Source organism: Paenarthrobacter sp. GQ52, from assembly GCF_059759005.1.
Window position 1 is genome coordinate 243,069 of sequence record NZ_JCAXEJ010000003.1, and the last position, 24,138, is coordinate 267,206.

General features: G+C 62.0%; 20 protein-coding genes and 2 tRNA genes. 7 read left to right on the forward strand and 15 right to left on the reverse strand.

All coding sequences use genetic code 11. The features are described from left to right. Positions 1-67: 67 nt before the first annotated feature. Positions 68-1,189 (reverse strand): tRNA 2-thiouridine(34) synthase MnmA, encoded by a 1,122-nt coding sequence (gene mnmA, locus AC6CH8_RS06600; RefSeq protein WP_498189570.1) that lies wholly within the window; start codon positions 1,187-1,189, stop codon positions 68-70. A gap of 181 nt (positions 1,190-1,370) precedes the next feature. Here mnmA and AC6CH8_RS06605 point away from each other — a divergent pair, with 181 nt between their 5' ends. Then, positions 1,371-2,606 (forward strand): NAD(P)/FAD-dependent oxidoreductase, encoded by a 1,236-nt coding sequence (locus tag AC6CH8_RS06605; protein WP_498189474.1) that lies wholly within the window; start codon positions 1,371-1,373, stop codon positions 2,604-2,606. 9 nt (positions 2,607-2,615) lie between these two features. Here the strand turns inward: AC6CH8_RS06605 and AC6CH8_RS06610 are convergent, their stop codons facing one another. The 4 genes from AC6CH8_RS06610 to AC6CH8_RS06625 all read right to left on the reverse strand — a co-directional run bounded on the left by AC6CH8_RS06610 (position 2,616) and on the right by AC6CH8_RS06625 (position 6,322). Next, complete coding sequence (locus AC6CH8_RS06610; protein ID WP_498189476.1) at positions 2,616-3,848, reverse strand: cysteine desulfurase family protein; 1,233 nt, start codon at positions 3,846-3,848, stop codon at positions 2,616-2,618. A gap of 41 nt (positions 3,849-3,889) precedes the next feature. Further along, the gene (locus AC6CH8_RS06615) at positions 3,890-4,573 is read right to left on the reverse strand and encodes a helix-turn-helix transcriptional regulator (protein ID WP_498189478.1); all 684 of its coding nucleotides are present in this window, start codon (positions 4,571-4,573) and stop codon (positions 3,890-3,892) included. A gap of 51 nt (positions 4,574-4,624) precedes the next feature. Beyond that, complete coding sequence (locus AC6CH8_RS06620; protein ID WP_498189479.1) at positions 4,625-5,302, reverse strand: hypothetical protein; 678 nt, start codon at positions 5,300-5,302, stop codon at positions 4,625-4,627. A gap of 126 nt (positions 5,303-5,428) precedes the next feature. After that, positions 5,429-6,322 (reverse strand): diacylglycerol/lipid kinase family protein, encoded by an 894-nt coding sequence (locus AC6CH8_RS06625; protein WP_498189481.1) that lies wholly within the window; start codon positions 6,320-6,322, stop codon positions 5,429-5,431. A gap of 154 nt (positions 6,323-6,476) precedes the next feature. On the opposite strand from AC6CH8_RS06625, the gene AC6CH8_RS06630 reads away from it, so the two are divergent. The 4 genes from AC6CH8_RS06630 to AC6CH8_RS06645 all read left to right on the forward strand — a co-directional run bounded on the left by AC6CH8_RS06630 (position 6,477) and on the right by AC6CH8_RS06645 (position 9,556). Then, on the forward strand, positions 6,477-7,421 hold the full coding sequence (locus tag AC6CH8_RS06630) for a J domain-containing protein (protein ID WP_091468621.1): 945 nt from the start codon (positions 6,477-6,479) through the stop codon (positions 7,419-7,421). Positions 7,422-7,459: 38 nt separating this feature from the next. Next, positions 7,460-7,927 (forward strand): tRNA (cytidine(34)-2'-O)-methyltransferase, encoded by a 468-nt coding sequence (locus AC6CH8_RS06635; protein ID WP_178996968.1) that lies wholly within the window; start codon positions 7,460-7,462, stop codon positions 7,925-7,927. 188 nt (positions 7,928-8,115) lie between these two features. After that, the gene (gene sigK / locus AC6CH8_RS06640; RefSeq protein WP_166660316.1) at positions 8,116-8,721 is read left to right on the forward strand and encodes an ECF RNA polymerase sigma factor SigK; all 606 of its coding nucleotides are present in this window, start codon (positions 8,116-8,118) and stop codon (positions 8,719-8,721) included. Position 8,722: 1 nt separating this feature from the next. Next, a complete protein-coding gene (locus AC6CH8_RS06645; RefSeq protein WP_498189483.1) occupies positions 8,723-9,556 on the forward strand; it encodes an anti-sigma factor in 834 nt (277 codons plus the stop codon). Between the two features lie 102 nt (positions 9,557-9,658). On the opposite strand, the gene AC6CH8_RS06650 is transcribed toward AC6CH8_RS06645, so the two are convergent. The 6 genes from AC6CH8_RS06650 to AC6CH8_RS06675 all read right to left on the reverse strand — a co-directional run bounded on the left by AC6CH8_RS06650 (position 9,659) and on the right by AC6CH8_RS06675 (position 16,124). Further along, the gene (locus tag AC6CH8_RS06650) at positions 9,659-11,062 is read right to left on the reverse strand and encodes a GntT/GntP/DsdX family permease (RefSeq protein ID WP_091468631.1); all 1,404 of its coding nucleotides are present in this window, start codon (positions 11,060-11,062) and stop codon (positions 9,659-9,661) included. After that, positions 11,059-11,604, reverse strand: a complete 546-nt coding sequence (locus AC6CH8_RS06655; protein ID WP_498189485.1) for a gluconokinase — start codon at positions 11,602-11,604, stop codon at positions 11,059-11,061. Before AC6CH8_RS06655 ends, AC6CH8_RS06650 begins: the two co-directional genes overlap by 4 nt. 74 nt (positions 11,605-11,678) lie before the next feature. Beyond that, positions 11,679-12,443: a PIG-L deacetylase family protein gene (locus AC6CH8_RS06660; protein WP_166660298.1), complete on the reverse strand. Its 765-nt coding sequence runs from the start codon at positions 12,441-12,443 to the stop codon at positions 11,679-11,681. A 20-nt stretch (positions 12,444-12,463) separates the two neighbouring features. Beyond that, complete coding sequence (locus AC6CH8_RS06665) at positions 12,464-13,417, reverse strand: electron transfer flavoprotein subunit alpha/FixB family protein (protein WP_091468639.1); 954 nt, start codon at positions 13,415-13,417, stop codon at positions 12,464-12,466. Positions 13,418-13,431: 14 nt separating this feature from the next. Further along, positions 13,432-14,235: an electron transfer flavoprotein subunit beta/FixA family protein gene (locus tag AC6CH8_RS06670; protein ID WP_498189487.1), complete on the reverse strand. Its 804-nt coding sequence runs from the start codon at positions 14,233-14,235 to the stop codon at positions 13,432-13,434. 260 nt (positions 14,236-14,495) lie between these two features. Continuing rightward, a complete protein-coding gene (locus AC6CH8_RS06675) occupies positions 14,496-16,124 on the reverse strand; it encodes a S1C family serine protease (RefSeq protein WP_498189489.1) in 1,629 nt (542 codons plus the stop codon). A 332-nt stretch (positions 16,125-16,456) separates the two neighbouring features. On the opposite strand from AC6CH8_RS06675, the gene AC6CH8_RS06680 reads away from it, so the two are divergent. Further along, positions 16,457-18,514 (forward strand): TPM domain-containing protein, encoded by a 2,058-nt coding sequence (locus AC6CH8_RS06680; RefSeq protein WP_498189491.1) that lies wholly within the window; start codon positions 16,457-16,459, stop codon positions 18,512-18,514. Between the two features lie 98 nt (positions 18,515-18,612). Beyond that, positions 18,613-19,401: a PspA/IM30 family protein gene (locus AC6CH8_RS06685; protein ID WP_054808911.1), complete on the forward strand. Its 789-nt coding sequence runs from the start codon at positions 18,613-18,615 to the stop codon at positions 19,399-19,401. 110 nt (positions 19,402-19,511) lie between these two features. On the opposite strand, the gene AC6CH8_RS06690 is transcribed toward AC6CH8_RS06685, so the two are convergent. The 4 genes from AC6CH8_RS06690 to AC6CH8_RS06705 all read right to left on the reverse strand — a co-directional run bounded on the left by AC6CH8_RS06690 (position 19,512) and on the right by AC6CH8_RS06705 (position 24,097). Continuing rightward, complete coding sequence (locus AC6CH8_RS06690; RefSeq protein WP_178996974.1) at positions 19,512-20,309, reverse strand: GntR family transcriptional regulator; 798 nt, start codon at positions 20,307-20,309, stop codon at positions 19,512-19,514. Between the two features lie 121 nt (positions 20,310-20,430). After that, positions 20,431-20,504: transfer RNA gene (locus AC6CH8_RS06695), tRNA-Met, on the reverse strand. A gap of 305 nt (positions 20,505-20,809) precedes the next feature. Continuing rightward, a tRNA-Met gene (locus tag AC6CH8_RS06700) sits at positions 20,810-20,883 on the reverse strand. Positions 20,884-21,016: 133 nt separating this feature from the next. Next, entirely contained in the window at positions 21,017-24,097 is a 3,081-nt protein-coding gene (locus AC6CH8_RS06705; RefSeq protein ID WP_498189493.1) for a UPF0182 family membrane protein, read from the reverse strand. Positions 24,098-24,138 lie beyond the last annotated feature (41 nt).

Here is a 24,138-nt window from a genome sequence, read left to right on the forward strand (position 1 = left end):
CCTTCATTTTGTGATTCGAGACACAAAATTTACTTTCCAGTAGGTTTCGCCGGGAAGGTGCCGGCTCCTAGAGGACTTCCCGCTGGAGTGAGCGGGCTGCGTCAATGGTTGCCTGCCCCAGGACGCGGCTGCCTTGGTAGAGAACAACGGTCTGGCCCGGGGCCACGCCTCTCAAGGGATCCGCCAGGGTGACAACAATCTGGGCACGCTCCACTCCGGATTCGTCAGCAACGGATTCCACACGGGCGATTGCCGGAACAGGATCGCCGTGCGCCCGGACCTGGGCGTGGCAGTCGAACTCAGCGCCAGTGGCGACTTCGGAAATGGGCACGCCGGCCCAGGAAACCTTGATACCGCGAATCTCGTCGATCGCCAGCAGGGCTTCCGGTCCCACGACCACCTTGTTTTCCTTGGGGCGGATCTCCAGGACGAACCGGGGCTTACCGTCCGCCGCGGGGGTTCCCAGCTTCAGGCCGCGCCGCTGCCCTACCGTGAACGCGTTGGCACCGGGATGTTCGCCAACCTTGACACCGGTTTCGTCAACGATGTCGCCGGTTGTCATGTCAATCTTCTCGGCCAACCATCCGCGGGTGTCACCGTCGGAAATAAAGCAAATGTCGTGGCTGTCCGGCTTGTTGGCCACGGACAGCCCGCGACGCTCGGCCTCGGCACGCACCTCAGCCTTGGAAGGGGTGTCCGCCAGCGGGAACATGGAGTGCTTGAGTTGCTCGTGGGTCAGCACACCGAGAACGTAGCTCTGGTCCTTGGCCCAATCGGCGGCGCGGTGGAGTTCACGGTTGCCGTCGGCGTCTTCGATGACTTTGGCATAGTGACCGGTGCACACGGCGTCGAAGCCCAGCGCAATGGCCTTTTCCAGAAGGGCGGCGAACTTGATCCGCTCGTTGCACCGCATGCAAGGGTTGGGCGTCCTGCCCGCAGCGTACTCATCAATGAAGTCCTGGACCACATCTTCCTTGAAACGCTCCGAGAAGTCCCACACGTAGTAGGGAATGCCCAGGACGTCGCAGGCACGCCAAGCATCGCGCGAGTCTTCGATGGTGCAGCAGCCCCTGCTTCCTGTGCGCAGGGTGCCGGGCATGCGCGACAACGCAAGGTGGACTCCGACGACGTCGTGTCCGGCCTCCACGGCCCGGGCTGCGGCCACGGCGGAGTCTACTCCGCCGCTCATTGCTGCAAGTACTCGCATGCTGGCTTTCTGTGTCTGTGGGATTTGGAGCAACTGATCCGGCTGGGAAGAGTCGGCGTGCCCATCCATTCTAGCCCGTAGTGCCACGCCCGCCCTAAAACCCCTTGACTGGCCACATCCCTGCTTCTAAAGTCAAAACTAGTGGTTTTAGAATCGAGCTGACATGGCAAACGAACACATCGTTATTGCGGGCGGCGGGCTCGCCGGGGCTACTGCGGCCAAAACCCTCCGGGCCGAGGGCTACGGAGGGGACGTCACCGTGGTGGGCGCCGAGCAGCGGACACCCTACATACGCCCACCCCTGTCCAAAGAATTCCTCCTGGGTAAAGCTGACGCAGATTCTGCCCTCGTAGTACCCGGGGACTGGTACGGGGAGAACGACGTCGAGCTTCGTCTTGGCAGCCCCGTCAGCCGGATCTACCCTGATGGACATCAGGTAACTCTGGCCGACGGCCGACGCCTCGGCTACTCCAAACTGCTTCTGGCTACGGGTGCCCGGCCTCGTACTCTCCCGCTTCCCGGCGTAGACCTTGACGGAGTCATGACGTTCCGGACACTGGATGACAGCCTGCGACTTCGGTCCCTCCTGAAAGGCGGAGGACGGAGGGTGGTCATGATCGGGTCCGGATGGATCGGCATGGAACTGGCCGCTGCAGCCCGCACGTACGGCAACGACGTCACGCTGCTGGGGCTGGAAGACATACCTTTGAGTGCCGCTATCGGCCCTGAACTCGGCCTATACTTCCAACGTCTCCATGAAGACCAAGGCGTCAGTTTCCGTCTCCCGGCAAGCGCCGTCGGGATTGATGGACAGGACGGCAAGGCGACGGCGGTTCGCACCAATACCGGCGAAATGCTGCCTGCTGACGTCGTCATCGTTGCCGTCGGCGTCGTACCGGACACTGCACTTGCCGAAGCCGCCGGGCTTGAAATACGCAATGGAATACTGGTGGATGCCGGACTGAGGTCCAGCGCTCCGGATGTGCTGGCCGCCGGAGACGTCGCCAACGCACTGCATCCCTTTACCGGCGAGCACCATCGCAGCGAGCATTGGGCCAACGCACTCAACGGCGGCAAAGTGGCGGCAAAGTCCATAATGGGCCAGGACGCCAGATTGGATGTGGTGCCCTACTTCTATACGGACCAGTTCAGCCTGAGCATGGAGTACTCGGGCTTTCCCTCGTTGACATTCGGAATCCCACCGGTGATTCGCGGCTCGTTGGATGAGGGCAGCTTCATTGCTTTCTGGTTGAGGGAGGGCAATGTAGTGGCCGGAATGAGCGTCAACCAGAGCCGCGTCCAGAAACCCATCAAGGCATTGATTTCGAACCGCGTCCCGGTAGATGTAGCGAAACTGACGGATCCCGGAGTACCGCTGGACGAACTGGTGCCTGGCTAGCAGGAGTCTCTACAAAGTTTCTGCCGGGGCTTGCCGGGCTACCGTCGCCGCTGTCTGAATGCTGGATTCATGACCAGCCATTCCTGCCTGCCTGGCCCTGAGGCATGCCTCGGGAAGTGCCTTCAGGAGCGCGTCCACATCCGCCTCGGTGGAACTGTGGCCCAGGGTAAATCGCTGGGCGCCGCGGGCAGTATCCTCGTCCAAGCCCATGGCCAGGAGGACGTGTGATGGCCTGGGCACACCAGCGGTGCACGCCGAACCCGTAGAAGATTCAACACCCGCCAGGTCCAGGAGAAAGAGCAGTGAGTCGCCTTCACAACCAGGAAAGGTGAAGTGGGCGTTTCCCGGCAGCCGACCGTCCCCGGGAGCACCCCTCAGCACCGCGTCGGGAATCAATTCGAGTACCCCGCGGATGAGGCGGTCGCGCAACGAGCTGAGGCGTTCACGTTCACGCTCCAGGTTTGCCGTCACAGCCTCGGCGGCTGCGGCAAAGGCAGCAATTGCGGGAGTGTCCAACGTCCCGGACCGTACATCGCGCTCCTGGCCACCCCCGTGCTGCACCGGCGTCAGCTTCACAGCCCTCCCCAGGAAAAGGGCGCCAACCCCTACGGGACCACCAAGCTTGTGCCCTGAGACGGACATTGCGGAGAGCCCGGAACCACGAAAATCCACAGGAACGGAACCGAACGCCTGGACAGCGTCGGAGTGGACCGGAATGCCATGCGGCTTCGCCAGTTCCACGATCTCAGTAACCGGCTGGATGGTGCCTACTTCATTGTTGGCCCACATGACGGTGATCAGGGCTACCGATTCGGGCTCCCGTTCGATTTCGTGCTTGATGACGTCCATCCGGACCTTCCCGTCAGCGTCCACGGGAAGCCATACAACGTGCGCGCCTTCATGCTTTTCAAGCCACTCCACGGTATCCATGACCGCATGATGCTCGACGGCGGAGCAGAGGATGCGCGTGCGGCGCGGGTTCTCGTCCCGCCTGGCCCAATACAGCCCCTTGACTGCCAGGTTGTCCGCTTCCGTCCCGCCTGAGGTGAAAATAACCTCAGATGGATGTGCCCCGGCAGCCGCGGCGAGCGTCTCCCGTGCGTCCTCTACCGCCCGCCTCGCGCGGCGCCCTGCGCCGTGCAGCGACGAAGGGTTCCCCGTCCGCGCGAGCTCGCGCGTCATGACGGCCAGCGCTTGGGCCGACAGGGGCGTGGTTGCAGCATGGTCAAGGTAAACAGGCACCCTGCAATTCTACCGACGACGAGCCTTCAGGAGCCGCCCGCTCAGGAATCGCCCTCAAGAGTGGTGATGCGCGCACAGCAGTGTCCCGGCCCATGGTCCGGATCCGGCACGACGACGTCGGCGCTGAGTCCGGAGGCCGTCGCAGCACCGCTGAGGAAGGCGCCGTTCATGGCGCACACTACCTCCTTGTGGTCCAGCGACAGGCGATGGAAGGGACAGTTCAGCAGGCGGTATCCCCCGGAGGCATCGGGGGTGGGATGGTACCCAAGCTCCGAGATCGCACCCAGGAAATCGCCAGGCCTTCCCAACTCGCTGCCCCTGGCTGAAGCGACCTCACGCAGGGCAGCCTCAACGGGAGCGCCATCGGACTCAGCCCGCTGGATGGCTGCAGCCATGAGGTGGCCGGCGAGGTCATAGTGCCGCTCCGGGATGGAGACGCCAATCTCATCCACCATTGGCCTGTAGAGCTTGGATGGCCGCCCCGAGCCTGGACCCGTCCTGTCGGGCGACTTCCTGAACTCGACTTGCAAAAGTCCTTCGCGAACCAGGCGGTCCAAATGGAAAGACACCGAACTGCGGGGCAAGCCCAGAGTCAAGGCCGCCTCATCCCGCCCCACCGCGCTGCCGGCATTCAGAACGTATTCATACAACCTGCGTCGGTTCTCATCGCCCAACACAGCGATAGCTGCGATTTTGCGGATCCACGGGAGGTCGAAAGTGCCCATGCATTACGTTAACTCTAAAAACAAGAATTGCTGCTTTATGCGTTGCCCGGATCAAGACGGCGGTACCACGACGAGCTGGGCCATGATCTCAGCACGCGCCGAGGCCAAGGTCTTGTCATCCGGGCACGCCAGGGAGACATACACCGAGGACGCGGGGGCGCTGAATAACCTGGCCAGGACAACAGCTGACTGGCCGCCGGATGCTGAAGAGGATTCCAAACTGAGGAACTCAACGCTGTGTTGCGGTTTGTCAGAGTCTTCCCCCCAACGCAACGACGCCGGCTTCAAGCTGTCCACCGCAACGCCGGCATTCAAGTAATCGAACAGTGCCTTGGTTGACGCGACGTCGTCGCCAGCCACCACCAACGGCCCCTGGTTCACGCTGACCCGGACCGCGAGAATGCATCCGTCCGTCTTCTTGTATCTGGTCTCACCCTGCAGGGCGGAGTGAACCACGGACCAGCCTGGCACTTCCTCCAACCGCGTGGAGACAGTCACTGGCTCCCCCGGTGCCAAGGTTCCACCTGCTGCCAGCGGCAAATCCTTGGCGGCCACCGCGGCCGCATCGTGTCCAGGAGTGATAGTCGGAGTAGCCAGCGTGGATACCGATGGCGAAGGCTTCGGGGCTGCCGGATCCGGAACGTTGACAGTGCAGCCGGCCAGCAGGACGCCTGCGGCTCCGCCGGCAACCAAGCCAGCCAGTCGTCGTCGAACGTTGTTCGCCACCATTTCTCCCTGTCTGCTCCCTGAGCCCTGCCGTCCGGGCCATGCCGCCTGATATCCGGCAACCGCGGCTTGTCGCCGCGATCGAGTCTAGCCGCCTGCCGCAACGAGGCTCCGCCAGCACCGCGAGCACTAGACAAGCACCCATAGGCCTGCGGGAGCAAGGTCGACGACGACGGGCAACTCGGCGACGCGCTCCCCGTCGGCGTAGGCCACCACGCTTTCGGCGTCCAACTGCACTTTCCGGACGCGCTTGATCTCCACGGCAGGATGGCTGGTGTGCTTCCCGGCGAAAACCTTGGGAAACACGGCAAGGAAGCTGAGCCGCGACAAGGGCTTCACCACAAACATGTCCAGCCACCCGTCATCGGGAACCGCGTCAGGTGTAATCTGCATGCCCCCGCCTATGAACTGACCGTTGGCCACTGAAATGAGCAAGGCAGGCTGCCGCCAGGTCACGTCATCGGCGGTCACGGTATAGGTGATTCGCCGGAAGGAAACCAGTTCCCTGAGCATCGCAAGGTTGTACCGGCTCTTCCCGCGGGGCCACCGCCAGGAATTGGCCCGCTCGTTGACGGCCGCATCAAAGCCGGCGGACAGGACGCCCGCGAAGTAGCTGGTCTCACCGCCTGCGGCGACCCGTCCGACGTCGATCCTGCGCCCGCCCGCTTCCAGGGCAGCCAGCAGCCTGCGGCACGCGGCCCCAGTGTCGTTCAGCGGCAAAGCCAACAGCCGCGCGACGTCGTTGCCTGTTCCGGCAGGAACAATGCCGAGGGGAATGTCCATCCCGGCGAGCGCATTAACACCCAGATGGACCATGCCGTCGCCACCCACCACTACCAACGCCTCCACACCAGCCGCCAAGGTCACATCCACCGCCCTCCGCAGGGCGTCGTAGTCGTCCGCTTCGAGTACGACGACGTCCAGGCCGGCGGCGCGGAGGAAACCTACGGCTTGGTGCCCGGCATTGCGCCCGCGGCCGAATGAGGCAGCAGGATTGATGGCGACAGCGATTTTCTTCGGCATGCTCAGGTGTTATCGGTTGCCGAAGGGTTCACAGCGTGAATTATGCCAGCGGGAACCACGGGGCCCGTTACCGACGTTCACATAGTGGCTGGATAAACTTGCCAGTACCGCGCTTCCCCGGAAGCGCACCACCATCACAGAGAAGGGCCCGTGCTTGGCCGAGGGCAACAGCTCGCACTATCAGGTTCTCCGCGTTTCCGTCACAGCTACGGACAAGGAGATCAAAGTGGCGTACCGCAAGGCTGCCAGGAAGGCACACCCTGACCACGGTGGAGAAGCCGAGATGTTCCGGCGTGTCACCCTCGCTTACGAAACCCTGATTGATCCCAAACGCCGGGCCGAATACGACCGAAGATACGCCCGTGGAGCCTCAAGCGTCAGTCAGCCCCGGCCCGGGGACTACACCGGCACTGCCACGCCGGGTCCCTCCGCCACCACAAACGTCAAGCGACCCCAGGCCCAGCGCAATACGGCGGGCGACCCCCCGGTCTATGTCCCTGCGTTTGACGATCCCACCGAGGTTCCGCTCATTTCAGCGGCCGAAGCGGCCCAGCAGGTCCACGGGCTCCCCCGCAAACGCGGCATATTTGGAGCCGAGGCCCGCATTCAACGCGAGATGCGCACTGTGCAGCTCATCAGCCGGCAGGTCCTGACTGCCATACCTGCCGCCCGGCTGATCAACGGGTTGCGCTCGCCGTCGGACAACAATCACATCGATCACGCCGTCCTTTCCGGCTACCGGCTGGCGTTGATCGGTTCCATGCTCCTGCCCAAAGGTGCCTATGCCTGGGATGGCCACTCGCTGCGGCACGGCGGGCGTTCGGTAGCTCCACCGCAGCTCGCGCACATCGTCCGCCACATGCAGGACCTCTTTCCCGAACTCAATGTCACCGGCTGGGTGGTTCTGCACAGTCCTGACGGCAACCTCCACGAACCTGTTATCGACCAATACGGCAAGGGCCAGTCGAGCCACAACGCTGTGGAAGTAGTCAACGCGGCAGGGCTGGTGAGGGGGCTCAAGCAATTTCTCAGTTCAGGGCCAGCGCCGAACACTGTGGTGATACCAGTTCTGGCACGTCTGCTTCGCGGGATGCACTAGGCGCAGCCGACTTCTACGGGGCTGACTAAGATGGGACCGTGTTCCGCATCCTCTTCCACACTCCAGAAATCCCGGGCAATACGGGCAACGCCATCCGTTTGGCCGCCATCACGGGGGCCGAGCTTCACTTGGTGGAGCCCCTCGGCTTCGATTTTTCCGATGCCAAGCTGCGCCGCGCCGGCCTCGACTACCACGATCTCGCCGTAGTTACTGTCCACAAGGACATCGATGCCGCGTGGGCCGCACTCAAGCCGGAACGGGTTTTTGCCTACACCTCCGACGGTGAGACGTCCTATACGGACATCAGTTACCGCGAGGGCGACGTCCTCATGTTTGGTCCGGAATCCGTGGGCCTGCCGGATTGGCTCAAACAGGATCCGCACGTTACAGCGCGTGTTCGCCTTCCAATGAAGCCTTCGCTCCGTTCGCTCAACCTGGCCAACGCTGCTTCGATCGCCGTCTTTGAAGCTTGGCGGCAGAACGGATTTGCCGGCGCCAAGGTGTAGCCCATCCAACGGCCCCACAGCACCGAATACCTTATGCAGGACAACTCCTGCCTTGGACATTCGTTGAGGGAGCCTTCGTGAGTGCGCTGCAGACCAGGGTGATGACGGCAAGCCGCTGCACCGCCGCGCCGTCGACGCAATCCCGTTATGCTGCCGGTTTCAAACGGGACGACATATGCTGGACGGTGATGGACATCCCCAACAACCCCGGCCCCCCGGTCTCCGAAGCTACCGGCTCTGCGACTGATCTGAACTCGCAGCTGGCTGGCTTGCTCGAACTCGTGGCAGCACGCGACCAGCAGGCTTTCGCCGAGTTCTATAGCCTCACCTCGCGGCGTGTGTTCGGTATGGCCAGGCGCGTCCTGATAGACCCTGACCTCAGCGAGGACGCCACCCAAGAGGTCTATATCCAGGTTTGGCAGGGTGCTGCCAAATTCGACCGTGCCGCCGGGACTCCACTGGCCTGGCTGATGACCATCGCCCACCGGCGGGCCATTGACCGTGTCCGCGCCGTGCAAGCGGCAACCGACCGCGAAGCCAAGTACGGCGCAGCGAGCCTCGATCCGGACCGCGACCTGGTGGCAGAGGAAGCCGACACGAACCTGGAGGCCGAAGCTGTCAGCCGCTGCCTCGGTACGCTCACGGACACGCAGCGCGAATCCGTCCGCCTCGCATACTATGGCGGACTGACCTACCGAGAAGTGGCCGAGCATCTCGGTGCCGCTGTCCCCACCATCAAATCCCGCATCCGCGATGGACTACTACGTCTGAAGACCTGCCTGGGGGTGGGTTGATATGAGTGAAAACACCAGTGGAGGCTTTATCCGCAGAATGTTTGCCAACGACATCGCCACCGACCTCGCCGAGGGCCGCGTTCTGGAACTGGCGGAAATCTATGCCCTGGACGCCGTGAACGACGACGAACGGGCCATGATCGACGACTACATCAAGGACGCTCCTGAACGTCCTGAGTTCCTGGAACGGGTCCGCGAAGCCCGCGAGGCACTGTCAGTCAGCTTCGCGCCGGAAGAGGCACCCCCGGCCGGACTCTTCGACAACATCATGGAACGCATCACCACGGATGCCGCTACCCGCCCCCCTGCCGAGCCAGCGGCCCCAGCTGTAGCGGATCCCGCCGTCGACGACCTTTCGGCTGCAAGGGCCAGGCGCGCAGAACGTACTCGCGCCGGCGGCGCACGCAGATGGATCGTCGGAGCTGCCGCAGCAGCTGTGATTGCCCTGGGCGGCATCGGAGTGGGCGCCTACGTTTCTGCGCAGAATGACCCGGTCAACCAGGTTCTGCAGGCACAGGATGTCCAGAAGAAGTCCGCGCCTGTTCCCGGCGGTGGTACGGCCACCATCTCTGCATCATCGGCCAAAGATTCCTTCGTGGTTCTGATGGACGGAGTCGCACCGGCACCGGAGGGAAAGGTCTACCAGTTGTGGACCCTGCCCAAGGACGGCTCCGCCCCTGTACCGCAGGGAACCATGGATGCGGAGACACTCTCCAAGCCAGCCGTCGTAAAGGGCCTGTCCTCAGCCTCGTCCGTAGCCATCACCGTGGAACCCACTGGCGGATCCAGCGCCCCCACCACGGACCCGGTCCTGGTGGTGGGGCTCAGCGCCTGACGCATGACCAAACAGCGCACGACGCCGGCCGCCCCACCTAAGGGGACGGCCGGCGTCGTGCGTTTGTCGACTGCTTTCGCAGCTACAAGATCGTTTTCTCAGCTACAACACGAGCGATAGAAGCATCACGAAGCCGAAGCCCACCACGGAGATCAGCGTCTCCATCACGGACCAGGTTTTGAACGTCTGCCCAACGGTAAGGCCGAACAATTCCTTGACCAGCCAGAATCCAGCGTCATTGACGTGGGACAGGAACAGGGACCCTGCTCCGATGGCCAAGGCCAGCAAGGCTGCGTGCGTCGGGCTAAGGCTGCTGGCGAGGGGTGCCACAATGCCCGCCGCAGTCACGGTCGCCACTGTCGCCGAGCCCGTGGCCAGGCGGAGAGCCACCGCCACGATGAAGCCGAGCACCAGGACCGACATGTTGGCGCCTTCTGCCCATTTCTTGACGGCATCGCCTACACCGGCACCGATCAAGGTCTGCTTGAAACCACCACCGGCGCCCACAATGAGGAGGATGGCAGCGATGGGCCCCAGGCTTTCACCCAATTTGGCTGTGATCCTGCTGCCGGTGAAGCCTACGGCGTATCCGAACGTCACGATTGCCAAAAGGACCGCCAACGTCATGGCCACCAGAGGCTGGCCCACGAAGTCGAAGAAGATCCTGATTGCCGGTGCCGTTTCAGGGTTTGGCCAGATGATGCCGCCCAAAGCCTTCAGCAACATGAGGACCACGGGGAAGATAATGGTCAGCAGTGTCACAAGGAACGACGGCTGGCGCTTCACTTCGCTCAGATCGGCTGCGTGCTGGGTGTCGATGCCTCCGGCTACGGCCGGCGCGTCAACAGGTACCCAACGGGCAGCCAACCGCGAGAAGAGCGGGCCACAGATAATAACCGTGGGGATCGCCACGAGGATGCCCAAGCCGAGCGTTGTTCCCAGTTCCGCTTTGACTGCGCTGATCGCAATCAACGGACCCGGGTGCGGTGGCACCAGTCCGTGAAGCACGGACAGGCCCGCCAACGCCGGAATAGCGATACGCATCAGCTTCATCTTGGACCGCTGGGTTACCAGGACAATCACCGGAAGCAGCAGAACGAGTCCGATTTCGAAGAACATTGGCAAGCCGATGATCACAGCCACGAGCGTGATCATCCACACGAGCTTGTTGCCGCTGGCTTTAGCCAACAGGGTGTCCACCACGCGGTTGGCTCCGCCGGAATCAGCCAGCAGCTTCCCCAGCATGGCTCCGAGCGCAATGAGCAGGCCGACTTCCTTGAGGACACCCCCGACGCCGTCCTCGAAGTTGGTGATCACCTTGCCCAGTTCCACGCCTGAAGCCAGTCCCACGAAGGCCGAGCCCAGGACCAGCGCCAGGAACGGATGCAGTTTCAGCTTCGCGATCAGCACCACGATCAGTGCAATGCCCAGCGCTGCCACCACAAGGAGTTGGGTGTCGTGCGCTGTCCATTCCTGCACCTGGGTCGCTGTTTCCAGCACCCTCACGAGGCGGTCACTTCGGCACCGGCGCCCAGGGGCCGGAGACCGAGCCGCTCAATCACTTCGTCGGCTTCTTCGGCCGGCGACGCGGAAACGCACAAGGAGATGTGGTGTTCGTCTTCCGTGGGTTCCTCAAGTGCGTCGAACTGGGATTCCAGGAGCGACGGCGGCATGAAATGCCCATGTCTGGAGGCAAGGCGATCCGAGATCTTGTCCTTGCTCCCCTGTAGGAAGACGAAGACAACGCCTTCACCCCTGAGTACGTCGCGGTATTTCTTTTTCAGTGCCGAGCAGGTGATGATCGCCGGGGTTCCGGAATCCACGTGCGCCCTGATCCAATCCGAGATGATACCCAGCCAAGGCCAGCGGTCCTCATCGCTGAGGGCCTGTCCCGAGTGCATCTTTGCCACGTTCGCTTCAGGATGGAGGTCATCGCCTTCAGCAAGGTCCCATCCAAGCTTCCCTGCCAATACGCCGGCTACAGTCGATTTGCCCGAACCGGAGACTCCCATAATCACCAGTACAGGTTGCTGCGCAGTCTTCGCCATCAAAGTCTGCCTTCCTCGAATAAATATGATTTAACCGAGATCAAGCATATGACACGGGTTACACCACAGCAACGTCAGAAACCGGCGATGGTGCTTGACCCGTTAACGGACACTACGTGGAAAGCCTCCGCGCTGGTCCCGGCGGGCAGGCCGGCACGCTCCCCGTTGGCCAACATCATGCTCCGGACCACGCGCTCCATACCTTCGATATCCGGGTGCTGGCTCGCATGGACGCGGATGGCGTCAAGCTTTGCCTCCACGTGGTCCGAGACATCCACAAAGTAGTTCTCCCTGGCATCCGGGCTGGAGATAAACCACAACCACGGCAGCTTGTAGGCAGTAAGTCCTTCCGCGGCCAGCTCGGGGTAGGCAAAGGGATTTTCCACTGCCGGGTAGACCGCCCGGGTAACGGCTTCGCCTGCTGCGAGGTGGTCAGGGTGGCTCTTCTGCAGGCGATCCCAGTTCCTTTCCGGGTGCATGGTGAGCACGATGTCGGGACGGATCTCGCGAATCAGCTTCACTACTTGCTTGATGACGCCATGTGTCGGCTCAAGGTAGCCGTCATGCTCGTGCAGGTAATGGATGTCGGTGACTCCCACCAGGGCTGCTGCCCGCTGTTGCTCCTCTGCGCGGAGTTCGGTGATTCGTTCCCTATCCACCGGATCAAAGCCGCCGGCATCGCCGTCGGTCATGATGCAATAGCTGACCTCGACGCCGGCCGCCGTCCAGGCCGCAATGGTCCCGGCAGCGCCAAAGTCGATGTCGTCAGGATGGGCAGTAAAACAAAGCACCCGCTCAACGCGCTCCGTAGAGGCGTCGAACGGGCTCTTCGCTGACATGGCGTCAGTGGACAAAGGGATCAGCCTTTCCGCTTCTTGATCTCTGCAGTTGCCTGCGGGAGAACCTTGAAGAGGTCACCGATGATGCCGTAGTCGGCAATCTCGAACACCGGCGATTCTGCGTCCTTATTGATGGCCACAATGACCTTGGAAGTCTGCATCCCGGCCTTTTGCTGAATGGCCCCTGAGATGCCGGCAGAAATGTACAGCTGCGGTGACACCGTGACGCCGGTCTGGCCAACCTGTGCGTCGTGGCCGATCCACCCTGCATCGGTAGCGGCGCGGGACGCACCAACTGCCGCGCCCAAGGCATCGGCAAGCTCTTCGAGCGGGCCGAAGTCGCCGTCCACGCCACGACCACCGGCAACGACGATCCTTGCTTCGCTGAGGTCCGGCCGGCCGCTGACGGGCTTCTCGGTCCGCGCCGCGATGCGTGCGGAGTTCGCGATCGCGTCTGCCGGAACGTCTACCGTGGAGGTTGACGGGGCTGCCGCAGTACCAGCCGGTGCAGGCTCCACGTTGTTGGCTTTGACCGAAAGAACCGTCACCGGAGTGGTGGCCTTAGCGGTGGTGTTGTAGGAGCCCGCCAAAACCGACTTGTGCGCGGTGCCGTCAGCCTCAACGCCCACGACGTCGGTGATGACGCCGGCGTTGAGCTTGATGCCGAGCCTGCCCGCGATTTCCTTGCCCTCAGGCGAGTTGTCCAGGAGTACCGTCGTAGCTCCGGACGCTGCCACGGCAGCGGCGAGGTAAGCGGCCTTGGGTCCCACCAAGTAGTTGTCGAGGTTGTCCACCGACGGCTGGTAGACCGTGGTGGCACCGTATGCGCCCAAGGTGGCGGCGACGTCGTCGTGCAGCTGCCCGGTGAACGCGACGGCGGTCTCCCCCAGGGAACGGGCGATGGTCAGGAGCTCCAGGCTGCTCTTCTTGAGCGCTGCTCCCGGGTTGTCAATGAAAACAAGTGCATTTGCCATGGTTGGAGTCCCCTTTAGAGCAGCTTCTGTGCGGCGAGGAAGTCGACCAGCTTGATGCCGGCGTCGCCGTCGTCTGTGATGATGGTTCCTGCTGTCCGCGGTGGGCGTGCCTCTGCAGACTCAACCACTGTCCACGAGCCGGCCAAGCCGACCTGCGAGGCGTCCACGCCGATGTCGGCCAGCGACAAGGAGGCAATCTTCTTCTTCTTGGCAGCCAGGATGCCCTTGAAATTGGGGTAGCGCGGTTCGTTGATCTGATCGGTCACCGAGACCACTGCAGGGAGTTGCGCTTCAACCGTTTCGGAGAAGGCGCCGGCGTCGCGGCGGGCCGTGACCTGGCCGCCCGCGACCTCAAGGCTGGAGGCAAAGGTGACCTGCGGGAACGACAAACGTTCGGCAAGCTGGGCGGGGATGAGCGACGTCTCGCCGTCCGTGGAGGCCATGCCCGTCAGAACCAGGTCCACCGGTCGGCCGTCGGCTGAGATGTGGCGGATGGCGGCGGAAAGTGCCAGAGATGTAGCAGCAGCATCCGAACCAGCCAAAGCGTCATCGCTGAGGTGGACGCCGGAATACGCGCCGATCTGGAGGGACTTCTTCACAGCATTGACCGCACCGGACGGGCCCATGCTCAAGGCAATGACCTCGTTTCCGGCCTTCGGGCCGCCGCGTTCCTCTGCCAGTTGGAGCGCTGCCTCGAGGGCGTATTCGTCCAGTTCGGACAAAATGCTCTCTTCACGGTCGGTTGTGTTGCCAGGTCCGGTGATGTGCCGGTCGAACTGGGCGTCCGGGACGTGCTTGACCAGAACGACAATCTTCAATGTCTCTTCCACTGTCTTCGAAGCAGCCTTCCATGCTTGTGGACGGCCAAACGCAGCAGCGTGGCCGTAAATTGCCCATCGCGTGGGCTCGTCCTAGCTAAGCATATTGCCCGCAGAAAACCACTCCCCGCGTTAAGTCCTGTTTCAGCTACGCGCGATGCGTTTGTTGCGGTTGACTGCTTGGCCACAGCAAAACGGCGGGCGACACCAGGGAGGTGCCGTCCGCCGTCGTACGTTGTTCTTGCCTGCTAATGGGCAGCCTACTGCTGGGCGGCGTCGAGGGTGACCTCTACCTCTTGTGTCTGGCCACCACGCTGAATGGTGACCGTCACCTTGGCACCGGCCGGCTGCTCGCGGACAGCGGCGGTCAACTGGTTGGGATCGCTCACGGTGTAGTCGCCGAACTTGGTAACGACATCACCGACCTTGAGCCCAGCCTTGGCAGCTGCCGAACCCGACGTCACCGAGGCAACCTCAGCCCCCACGGAGAAGCCTGAATCGCTGCCTGAAGAGGACTTCGAACGAACGGACACACCAAACTGACCATGGCTGGCCTTGCCGGTATCGATGATCTCCTGCGCGACGCGCTTGGCGTGGTTGATCGGGACACTGAAGCCGACGCCGATGTTCCCGGCCGAAGAATCGGATGATCCGCTGCCCGCCGAGGCGATCGCAACGTTGACGCCGATGACCTCGCCCTTGCTGTTCACCAGGGCACCGCCGGAGTTGCCGGGATTGATCGCTGCATCAGTCTGGATCACGTTAATGGCGATGGAACCCTCATTGGCAGTCCGCTGGCTCTGGCCACCGTTCGGCGGCGCGAACTGGAAGCCCTCATCATCGCCCTGGCTCTCATCCGGAGTCCCCTCTGGCACAGCCGACGACGCAACACTAATGGTGCGGTTGAGCGTGGACACGATGCCGTCCGTCACCGTGCCGGTGAGGCCCAACGGCGAGCCAATAGCGACGGCGGTGTCCCCCACGTTGATCTTGGACGAGTCACCCAGAGTCGCCGGGACAAGGCCCGATGCGTCGCTCACCTTGATCACGGCGAGGTCTGACAACGGGTCCGTGCCTACCACTGTGGCCTTCAGGACCCTTCCGTCACTCGTCCGGACCTCGATGGCAGCGTTGGCGGTAGCACCGTCCAGCGTTACGACGTGGGTGTTCGTGAGGATGTGGCCTTGGTCGTCGAGGATGATGCCCGAACCCGTGCCGCCCTCGTTGCCGCTGGTCGCCTTGATGGTCACCACGCTGGGCGATGCCTTGGCTGCCGCAGCGGTAATGACGTTGACGTCGTCTTTGTTGTTCACGATGACCGTGCTGGACTGCCCGCCCGTTGAAGCAGCCGGGGCGGGGTTATCCCACAGCGCGTTACTGCCGGCCACCACACCGCCACCGACCAAACCTGCCGCAAGCATGCTTGCCACAAGGGTGCCGACACCGAATGCCGGCTTACGCTTGTTGGCTACCGCCGAAGAGTGGCCTGGGGTGTGCTGCATTCCGGGGCCATTCTGGCCTTGGGCATTCTGGAATCCCTGTGCGTTGTGGAACTGGCTGCCGGTATTTCCATTTGTTCCGGGGTTTGAACCACCGTAGAACGGCTGGTGCTGTGGGTAGCTGGGGCGGTGAGCCGGATCATTCTGCTGCGGAGCGCCGTAGTACTGCGGCTGCTGCGGTTGCTGGGACTGATGCTGGGCTGCCGGCCGCTGGAAGGCAGGCAGCGGAGTGGTGTGCTGTGCAGTGCCGTCCGTAGCGGCCGCTTGTCCCGACGTCCAGGCAGGCTGCTGCTGGGTGGCGGCTGCATCGCCCTGCTCCCCCGTCGTATTCCGCGGCTCGGATGGCTCGCGGTCCTCTGGTGCGGTGCCCTGCGCTGGGTTCTCCGTCATGGGTCTTCCTTTCGTCCTCGTCTCCAATAACTATGTACCCAATAACTGGAACAAAAGCGGACGTTCGCTGGGAGCTTCCTGAAAGGTCCCGGCCCCTGTTCCCGCAGCCGGTGCGAACCTTTCAAAAAGACCCTCAACGCGTCAACATTGCAGCACTCTCCTATATTTCGCTGGTGGCATATTCACCCCTGTGGACGGGCCATGGGGTGCACCATAGAATCAAGAGGAATTGCCACAGCGACCTGCGGCTTTACACCATGCGTGGGGGCGCTGAGCATTCTGTGACGATTGGTACGCCTTGTTCCAGTCGCAGACGTGCTGAAGGGTTGCACATGCGGTCAATAGTTAAACGCGTACTCGCCGTTATCGGCCTGGCTGGAATGTTGGCCCTGCCGGCCGGCGCAGCCTGGGCTGAGAGTCCAGTGACGCTCGATCCCACCACCAAGATTGTGGACTCGGCCGGCGTGCTCGGTGGAGACAAAGCGAAGGTCCAAGAGGCCATCCAAAAGCTCGGTACGGAGCACGCCATGACGTTGCACGCTGTGTTCGTCAAGCGATTCGAGAATCCGACAGATCGAGTTGCATGGGCTGCTGACGTTGCAGAGAAAGCGCAGCTCGGGCCGAACGCCCTGGTTCTCGCAGTGGCAACCGACACGCGACAGTACCAGTTGAGCAAACCCAACAACAGCAAGATCACCAACGCCCAACGGGACACGATTACCAGTAAGGCAATTGACCCCCAGTTGCGTGCAGGTAACTACGCTCAGGCTGTCATCGATGCAGCAGCAGCCATCGGAGATGCGGCCGGCGGAGGCAGCGGAACAGTGCCCAGCGGAAATGCAGGCGTCGGCGTGCTCGTCGGGGTTGGCGTTGTAGCGGCCGGCGGCGCCGGTACGTACCTCTACCTCCGAAACCGCCGCAAGAAGGGCAGCACCAAGGCCGTCAGCGCCAGCTACGGACCGCAGGGTGAGGAACTTGATCCTCTTGCGGGTCTCAGCATTCCGGAACTGCGCCAGAAGAGCGGTTCGCTGTTGATCGAGGCAGACGACGCCATCAAGTCCAGCGAGCAGGAACTCGGTTTTGCGCAGGCGCAGTACGGTGATTCCGCGATTGGCAACTTCACCAAAGCCTTGGAAGAGGCGAAGGGCCACATGACGGAGTCGTTCAAGCTGCAGCAACAGCTGGACGACCACATTCCTGATACCGAAGAGCAGCAGCGGAGCTGGCTTGGCGAAATCATCCGCCGCTCAGAGGCCGCCCTGGCGTCACTGCGTGATCAGAAGGCTGACTTCGACTCTTTGCGCGAGCTTGAGAAGAACGCCCCTCAGGCTTTGGCAGCAGTAACTGCGGGAGCCAAGGAGGCCGATGCCAAGATCGCCAGCGCAGAGCAGTCCCTTGAGGGATTGCGCGCCAAGTACGCCGAGTCCGCCTTGGCTCAGGTCTCAGACAACATCCTGCAGGCCAAGGAGCGACTCGCATTCGTGCAGAACGCCGCCACCGCCGCCCAGGAAAAGTTGGCAACCGGCGAGAACAGCCTGGCTGCTGTGGCAGTTCGTGCCGCAGAAGAAAGCCTGCACCAGACCAACGTGCTGATCGATGCCATCTCCAAGACGGCAGGCAGCCTTGATGAGGCACGCTCCTCCTTGGAAGGCGCCGTGGCGGAGACCAGCCAGGACCTTGCCCAGGCCCGTGCGATGATCCAGTCCGGCGAACACCCGGAACTCGCCGGGCCCGTGGCCGGCGTGGAAGCCGCCCTGGCACAGGTGAAGACCGAGATCCAAGGCGGAAAGATCGATCCCATTGCGACGCTGAGCCGCGTAGAGTCAGCCCACCAGGCGCTCGATCAGTCGTTGTCCGGCATCCGCGACCAGCAGGAGCAGGCCCGCCGGGCACAGGCCTCCCTGCAGCAAACAATCATGGCCGCCCAGGCGCAGATCAGCGCAACATCGGACTACATCACAGCCCGCCGCGGTGGCGTGGGCACAGAGGCCCGGACAAGGCTGGCGGAAGCGCAGCGCAACCTCGATTACGCGCTTTCGATTTCGCGCAACGACCCCGTGACCGCTCTTACTTATGCACAGCAGGCGCATTCGCTGGCAGCCCAGGCGGCGCAACTCGCGCAGTCTGACGTCGACCAGTTCGGTTACGCCGACCAAGGCTACGGCCGCGGCGGGATGTTCGGCGGGGGCGGCGGAGGCGGCGGCCTCGGCGGCGCAATACTCGGCGGCATCCTCATCAACTCCATCCTGAACGGCGGCGGAGGCGGCTGGGGCGGCGGAGGCAATGACGGCGGAGGCGACGGTGGCTTCTTCGGAGGCGGAGGCGACTCCGGCGGCGGTTTCGACGGCGGCGGCTGGGGTGGCGACGGCGGCGGTGGAGGCGACTTCTAGCCAGACAGACTAGGCGGGGTCCATGCCCCGCATAGAAGCGGTACAACAACTGATCACTGATTTCAGTGTCACCACTGAGCAGGACGAAAGGCAACACCATGGTTAAGCAGTCCATTTTCGGTCGGATCTCGCAGCTCGCCAAGGCAAACATCAACGCCTTGCTGGACCAGGCTGAGGACCCGCAGAAGATGCTGGACCAGATGGTCCGCGACTACACGAACAACATTGCCGAGGCCGAATCAGCCGTGGCCCAGACCATCGGCAACCTTCGGATGCTGCAGGCGGACTACAACGAGGACGTCAAGAACGCTCAGGATTGGGGCAACAAAGCCCTGGCAGCATCCCGGAAAGCCGACGAGTACCGTGCTTCCGGTGATTCCGTTGATGCCCAAAAGTTCGACAACCTTGCCAAGGTAGCCATCCAGCGCCAGATGACGGCGGAGTCCGAGGCAAAGGGAGCAGAGCCGAGCATCGCGTCCCAGACCGAGGTGGTGGACAAGCTCAAGACCGGGCTTGACCAGATGAAGAACAAGCTGAACCAACTCACCGCCAAGCGCAACGAGTTGGTGGCACGTTCCAAGACCGCTGCCGCGCAGTCCCAGGTGCACGATGCCCTTAAGAGCATCGACATCATGGATCCCACCAGCGAGGTGGGCCGCTTCGAAGAGAAGATCCGCCGCGAAGAGGCCAAGGTCCTGGGCCAGCAGGAACTCGCCAGCTCCAGCCTCGATGCGCAGTTCAACCAGCTCGAAGATCTCGGAGAGCAGACCGAGATCGAAGCCCGTCTTGCGGCCCTGAAGTCGGGCGGTTCCAAGCCTGCCATCGGCGCGGGAGCTCCGGCGTCAACCGGCGCAACTGTCGACGAAGCTGACTTCGACAAGCTTTAGGAACTAAACCGGACTGTAACCGTCCATCGGGCGGACTGCCCACAACATACCGCTGAACCAGGAAATGGGCCGGATCCTCGCAGGGATCCGGCCCATTTTTCGGTTTTCACCTAACCTGCCGAAGGAACTGGCGAATCCTGGCCGGGGCTGACGTCGGTTGCCACTTCAGCGCGGATTTCGAATCCCTTGGGGTGGAAGTAGGTCACCGTGCACTCCAGAACCTCTCCATGCGGGCCTAAAGTAGTCCGCTCCAAGCGTGGCACCATAGCAAACCCGCGGACGTTCAGAGCGTCTGCCAGGTGCTCGGGCGGTGCATGCATTGTCACAGTGATTTCTGCCCGATGGAGGGGCTTCAGTGTCCTGTCTTGGATGACTTGATAGATGGAGTTCCGTTCGGCATCGGCAAGGCTGATGTGGCGGCCAATGTGCGAGGGGATGAAAATCTCGGCTATGGCATAAGGCCAACCCGCGCTTGAGTAGGAGCGGCGGATGACCAGAACTAGATTGTCATCGGAAACCAACTTGGCTGGCACCGATTTGTCCTTCTCCATCCACTTGTATTCGATGAGTCCCTTGACAGTCTTCATGCCAGCCGCCGTGAACGTCTCCATGAACGGTGCCAGACGATTCAACATCTTGACGGGGCGCTGAGCCATCACGAATGTCCCTTTGCCCTGCCTACGGACCAACAGGCCCTTCACAACCAGTGTTTCGATCGCCTTCCGGACGGTGGTCCGGCTAATGCCGTAGGCATCCATCAGGGACTCTTCCGTGGGAATCCGCGACCCCGGTTCCAGGCGGCTGACTTGATCCGTGAGCACGTCCGCCACCTGCTGATACACGGCAACAGGGCTGTCCCTCTGGAGGACTTCACGCTCGAGGCCAAACTTGTAGTCGTCGTTGACCATTGGGTCGTCCCATCCATTTCTTGCCTCAGCAAATCCGGGTTTGATGCTAGCACCGGTGTACCGGTTACCCCTTAAACAAAAGATCCGGATCAGTGTTTACTGATCCGGATCTTTTCTCCAGTTGCGGGGACAGGATTTGAACCTGTGACCTCTGGGTTATGAGCCCAGCGAGCTACCGAACTGCTCCACCCCGCGTCGCAAGAACAACTCTACCCCACCGCCCAGGGTGCTTCTGACCATATGGCATCCAAGGTGCCGCAGATCACTCCCTCAACCCTGAACATTTTGCGGTCACCGTGGCCAGCGGCCAAAAGACGCTTCGCCGTCGGCCTGCCAATGCCTTCCGAGCGCCGGGCTTAAGCCCAGGGACGTGAGAGAAGGTGGGGCTCAAGCCCGAGGGACGTGAGAGAGCGTCGGACCAGGGAAGATGCCGGCTTGGGACTTTCGGGGCAAAACAAAAGGTCCGGATCAGTGTTTACTGATCCGGACCTTTTCTCCAGTTGCGGGGACAGGATTTGAACCTGTGACCTCTGGGTTATGAGCCCAGCGAGCTACCGAACTGCTCCACCCCGCGTCGCAAGAACAACATTACCGTCCGGTGAATGGCAGACCAAATCGAGGCGACGTGATGTGTGTCTCGCCAACGGAAAAGGCCGGCGCCCGCCCCCGGAAGGGAGCAGGCGCCGGCCTTTCAACCGCCTACAGAACTAGCTGCTTGGTGAGGGCGGCGGCGTCGCACTGGAAGTAGCTCCCGGCGTCGCTGTTGGAGCCGGAGTGGCGTCCAAACGGGCCTGAGCGTCGATCGCCTTCTTGAGTGCGTCAGACAATTTGGTTTGCTGCGCACCGTAGCCGGCGAAGTCACCCTTGGCCAATGCCGCCTGGCCATCCTGGATGGCCTTGTTGGCCTCATCCAGGGCTGCCTTGAGGTCAGCCTTGGCGTCAGTGGGGCCAGCAGGCGGCGGCGTGGTGCCAGGAGGCGAGGTGGGCGTCTGGCCGTTGTTGTCCGAGTCGCCGGCAGTAGCACCGGAGTCGCCGCCGAACAACTGGTCAAGAGCTTCATCCAGGGTAGCCGCGAAGCCGATCTTGTCACCGAATGCCACAAGCACACGCTGCAATGTGGGGTACGACGTCTCACCTGTGGACTTCAGGTAGACAGGCTGTACGTAGAGCAGGCCACCACCCACGGGAAGAGTCAACAGGTTGCCGTTCAGCACATCTGATGCGCCCTGTCGCAGAAGGTTCAGCGCCTGAGACACAGTGGGGTCGGAGTTGAACTTGTTTTGCGCCTGTCCGGGACCAGGGACCTGGGTATCGGTGGGGAGCTCCAGGAGCCGCAGCTTTCCGTAACTCTCCCCCTTGACGCCCTTGACGTTCCCGGCGTCGGAGTCAGCCGCGAGGAAGCCGTACAGGATGTTTCGGGCGCTGCCGTTGACCGTTTGAGGAATGAAGGATGAGGTCAACTGGAACGCCGGTTTCTCCTGGTCAGGCATCTGCAGTGACATGTAGAACGGAGGCTGTTTGACGGCTTCCGAAACGGTGGGATCGTTCGGAACGCTCCAAGCATCGTTGTTCTGGTAGAAGCTGTCCGGGTCGGTCACGTGGTACCGCCCGAGCAGTTCACGCTGAACCTTGAACAGGTCCTCGGGGTAACGTACGTGGCTCATGAGGTCGCCGGACATTTCCGAGTAGGGCTTGATGACCGTTGGGAAGACCTTTTGCCATGCCTTCAGGATGGGGTCCTGGTCGTCCCATGCGTAGAGATTGACGGAACCGTCGTAAGCATCCACAGTGGCCTTGACCGAGTTGCGGATGTAGTTCACCGAGCTGTTCGGCAGAGCCACGGTACGTCCGGCACTGGTTTGCGAGTCAACAGTGGCGTTCTGCAACTGTTGAGGCTGGGAGTACGGGAAATACTGGCTGGTGGTGTAGCCGTCAACGATCCACTTGACCCGGCCGTCAACGACCGCCGGGTATGCATTGCCATCGACAGTCAGGTACGGGGCCAGCTTCTCTACGCGTTCGCGCGGATTGCGTTCGTAGAGAATCTGGGATTCGGCATTGACACCGTCCGAAAGCAACAGATCCGAAGATTGGAACTTGATGGAGTAGAGGATTCTGTTGAGCCAGTTACCGACGTTTGGTCCGCCATTACCGCTGAATGTGTACTGCGTCTCCCCGCCACCTTCACGTCCCGCTGGCCGGTCCTGCTCGCGGTTCGGAGCACCCTCCGGCGCGCCGACGATGGAGTATTCCGGAGAGTTCTCGCCGAAGTAGATGCGGGGTTCGTATGAATTGTCGTTGCCGAGGACGCCGTTGGACGGAATGCCCGACTGCAGGAACTCCGGCTTGCCGTCGGCCGTGAACTTGTTGCCCTTGGCGGCGACGACGCCATAACCATGGGTGTAAACGATGTGCCTGTTAACCCACGTCTGCTGGTTTGCGCTCAGGCCATCCGGGTTCAGTTCGCGAACCGCAATAACGGTGTCCTGGACTTTGCCATCAACCATGTAGCGGTCAACATTCAGGGTTTGCGGGAACTGGTAGTACGGACGGTACTGCTCAAGCTGAGCGAACGCCGAGGAAATGAGGTTCGGGTCAAGGAGGCGGATATTGGCAGTAGTCTGCGCGTCCGCCGCCAAGGCACCGGTAGTCGCCGTGGTGGTGGCGTTGTAAGCAGATACGTCGATCTTGTCCAGACCGTAAGCAGCCCGCGTCATCTTGATATTTCGATCAATGAACTCCTTTTCCAAGGTGTTCTCAGACGGACGAACCTGGAACTGCTGAATAACCCACGGGTAGACACCGCCGGCCAGAATGGCCGTGATGACCAGCATGGCCGTGCCGATCACCGGAAGGCGCCAACGACCAATGATCGCGGCAATAATGAACAGGATGGCAACAAGGCCCGCGGCTACGGCAAGGATCGCCTTGGTGGGTACGACGGCATTAACATCCGTGTAAAGTGCGCCGGCCCAGCGGCCGGAGTTGCTCTGGACAGTTGTGTACCTGTCCAACCAGAAATTGATGCCCAGCAGGACCAGGAAAAGAGCGCCGGTGACGGCGATATGGATTTGCGCTGCCCTGCTTGTGAAGATGCCGCGTTCCATGAGGCGGATGCTGCCATAGAGGTAGTGCGTCAGGATGCCTGCGATACCAGCAACAACGGCGATGCTGATCAGGAACCCGGTGACAAAGCCCAGGAACGGCAGCGTCATCAGATAGAAGCTGATATCCATGTTGAACAACGGGTCTGTCTGTCCGAACGGCTCCTGGTTGAAGAACAACAGGGCCTTCTGCCACTGGCTGGCTGCCGCACTGCCGGCGAAGAGCCCGAACAGGATGGGGAGGCCGATCATGACAACCCGACGGACAGGCTCAAGCTGCGCCTGGTAACGGTTGAGGTTGTCCCGGGCCTCAGCATCCGGAGCGTAGACGGGCCGGGAGCGGTAGGCGATCCTGATGGCGAAGAAAACAGCGGCAAACATCATGGCGAAACCGATGAGGAACGTAATGATCCTTGCGAGGTTTTCGCGGATATAAACTTCGAAGAAGCCAAGCTGCTGGTACCACAGGACGTCAGTCCACACATTGGCGAAGAAAATGAACCCGACGACGGCCACTGCCACGACAATGAGCGTCGGCGTCAGGGCACCTCGTCTCAGCGGTGATCTTCCGGGCGGGTTGGAGCTGGCGGGACGGGACAAACTCTGTACCTCATTGGTGTCAGTGAACAGTCGGTGTGCGAGTGCTGACTTTCCCTGCCGCTGGGATGTGGCAGGGGCCGTCATCTATGCCACGAGTGGCGGTGAAGCTAAGTTCCACCGTCAGT

Excerpts from the sequence above, each read along its gene's own strand:
- mnmA (WP_498189570.1), bottom strand. The coding sequence starts at position 1,189 with ATGAGCGGCGGAGTAGACTCCGCCGTGGCCGCAGCCCGGGCCGTGGAG.
- AC6CH8_RS06605 (WP_498189474.1), top strand. The coding sequence starts at position 1,371 with ATGGCAAACGAACACATCGTTATTGCGGGCGGCGGGCTCGCCGGGGCT.
- AC6CH8_RS06615 (WP_498189478.1), bottom strand. The coding sequence starts at position 4,573 with ATGGGCACTTTCGACCTCCCGTGGATCCGCAAAATCGCAGCTATCGCT.
- AC6CH8_RS06620 (WP_498189479.1), bottom strand. The coding sequence starts at position 5,302 with ATGGTGGCGAACAACGTTCGACGACGACTGGCTGGCTTGGTTGCCGGC.
- AC6CH8_RS06625 (WP_498189481.1), bottom strand. The coding sequence starts at position 6,322 with ATGCCGAAGAAAATCGCTGTCGCCATCAATCCTGCTGCCTCATTCGGC.
- sigK (WP_166660316.1), top strand. The coding sequence starts at position 8,116 with ATGGACATCCCCAACAACCCCGGCCCCCCGGTCTCCGAAGCTACCGGC.
- AC6CH8_RS06645 (WP_498189483.1), top strand. The coding sequence starts at position 8,723 with ATGAGTGAAAACACCAGTGGAGGCTTTATCCGCAGAATGTTTGCCAAC.
- AC6CH8_RS06655 (WP_498189485.1), bottom strand. The coding sequence starts at position 11,604 with ATGGCGAAGACTGCGCAGCAACCTGTACTGGTGATTATGGGAGTCTCC.
- AC6CH8_RS06660 (WP_166660298.1), bottom strand. The coding sequence starts at position 12,443 with ATGTCAGCGAAGAGCCCGTTCGACGCCTCTACGGAGCGCGTTGAGCGG.
- AC6CH8_RS06665 (WP_091468639.1), bottom strand. The coding sequence starts at position 13,417 with ATGGCAAATGCACTTGTTTTCATTGACAACCCGGGAGCAGCGCTCAAG.
- AC6CH8_RS06675 (WP_498189489.1), bottom strand. The coding sequence starts at position 16,124 with ATGACGGAGAACCCAGCGCAGGGCACCGCACCAGAGGACCGCGAGCCA.
- AC6CH8_RS06680 (WP_498189491.1), top strand. The coding sequence starts at position 16,457 with ATGCGGTCAATAGTTAAACGCGTACTCGCCGTTATCGGCCTGGCTGGA.
- AC6CH8_RS06685 (WP_054808911.1), top strand. The coding sequence starts at position 18,613 with ATGGTTAAGCAGTCCATTTTCGGTCGGATCTCGCAGCTCGCCAAGGCA.
- AC6CH8_RS06690 (WP_178996974.1), bottom strand. The coding sequence starts at position 20,309 with ATGGTCAACGACGACTACAAGTTTGGCCTCGAGCGTGAAGTCCTCCAG.
- AC6CH8_RS06705 (WP_498189493.1), bottom strand. The coding sequence starts at position 24,097 with ATGACGGCCCCTGCCACATCCCAGCGGCAGGGAAAGTCAGCACTCGCA.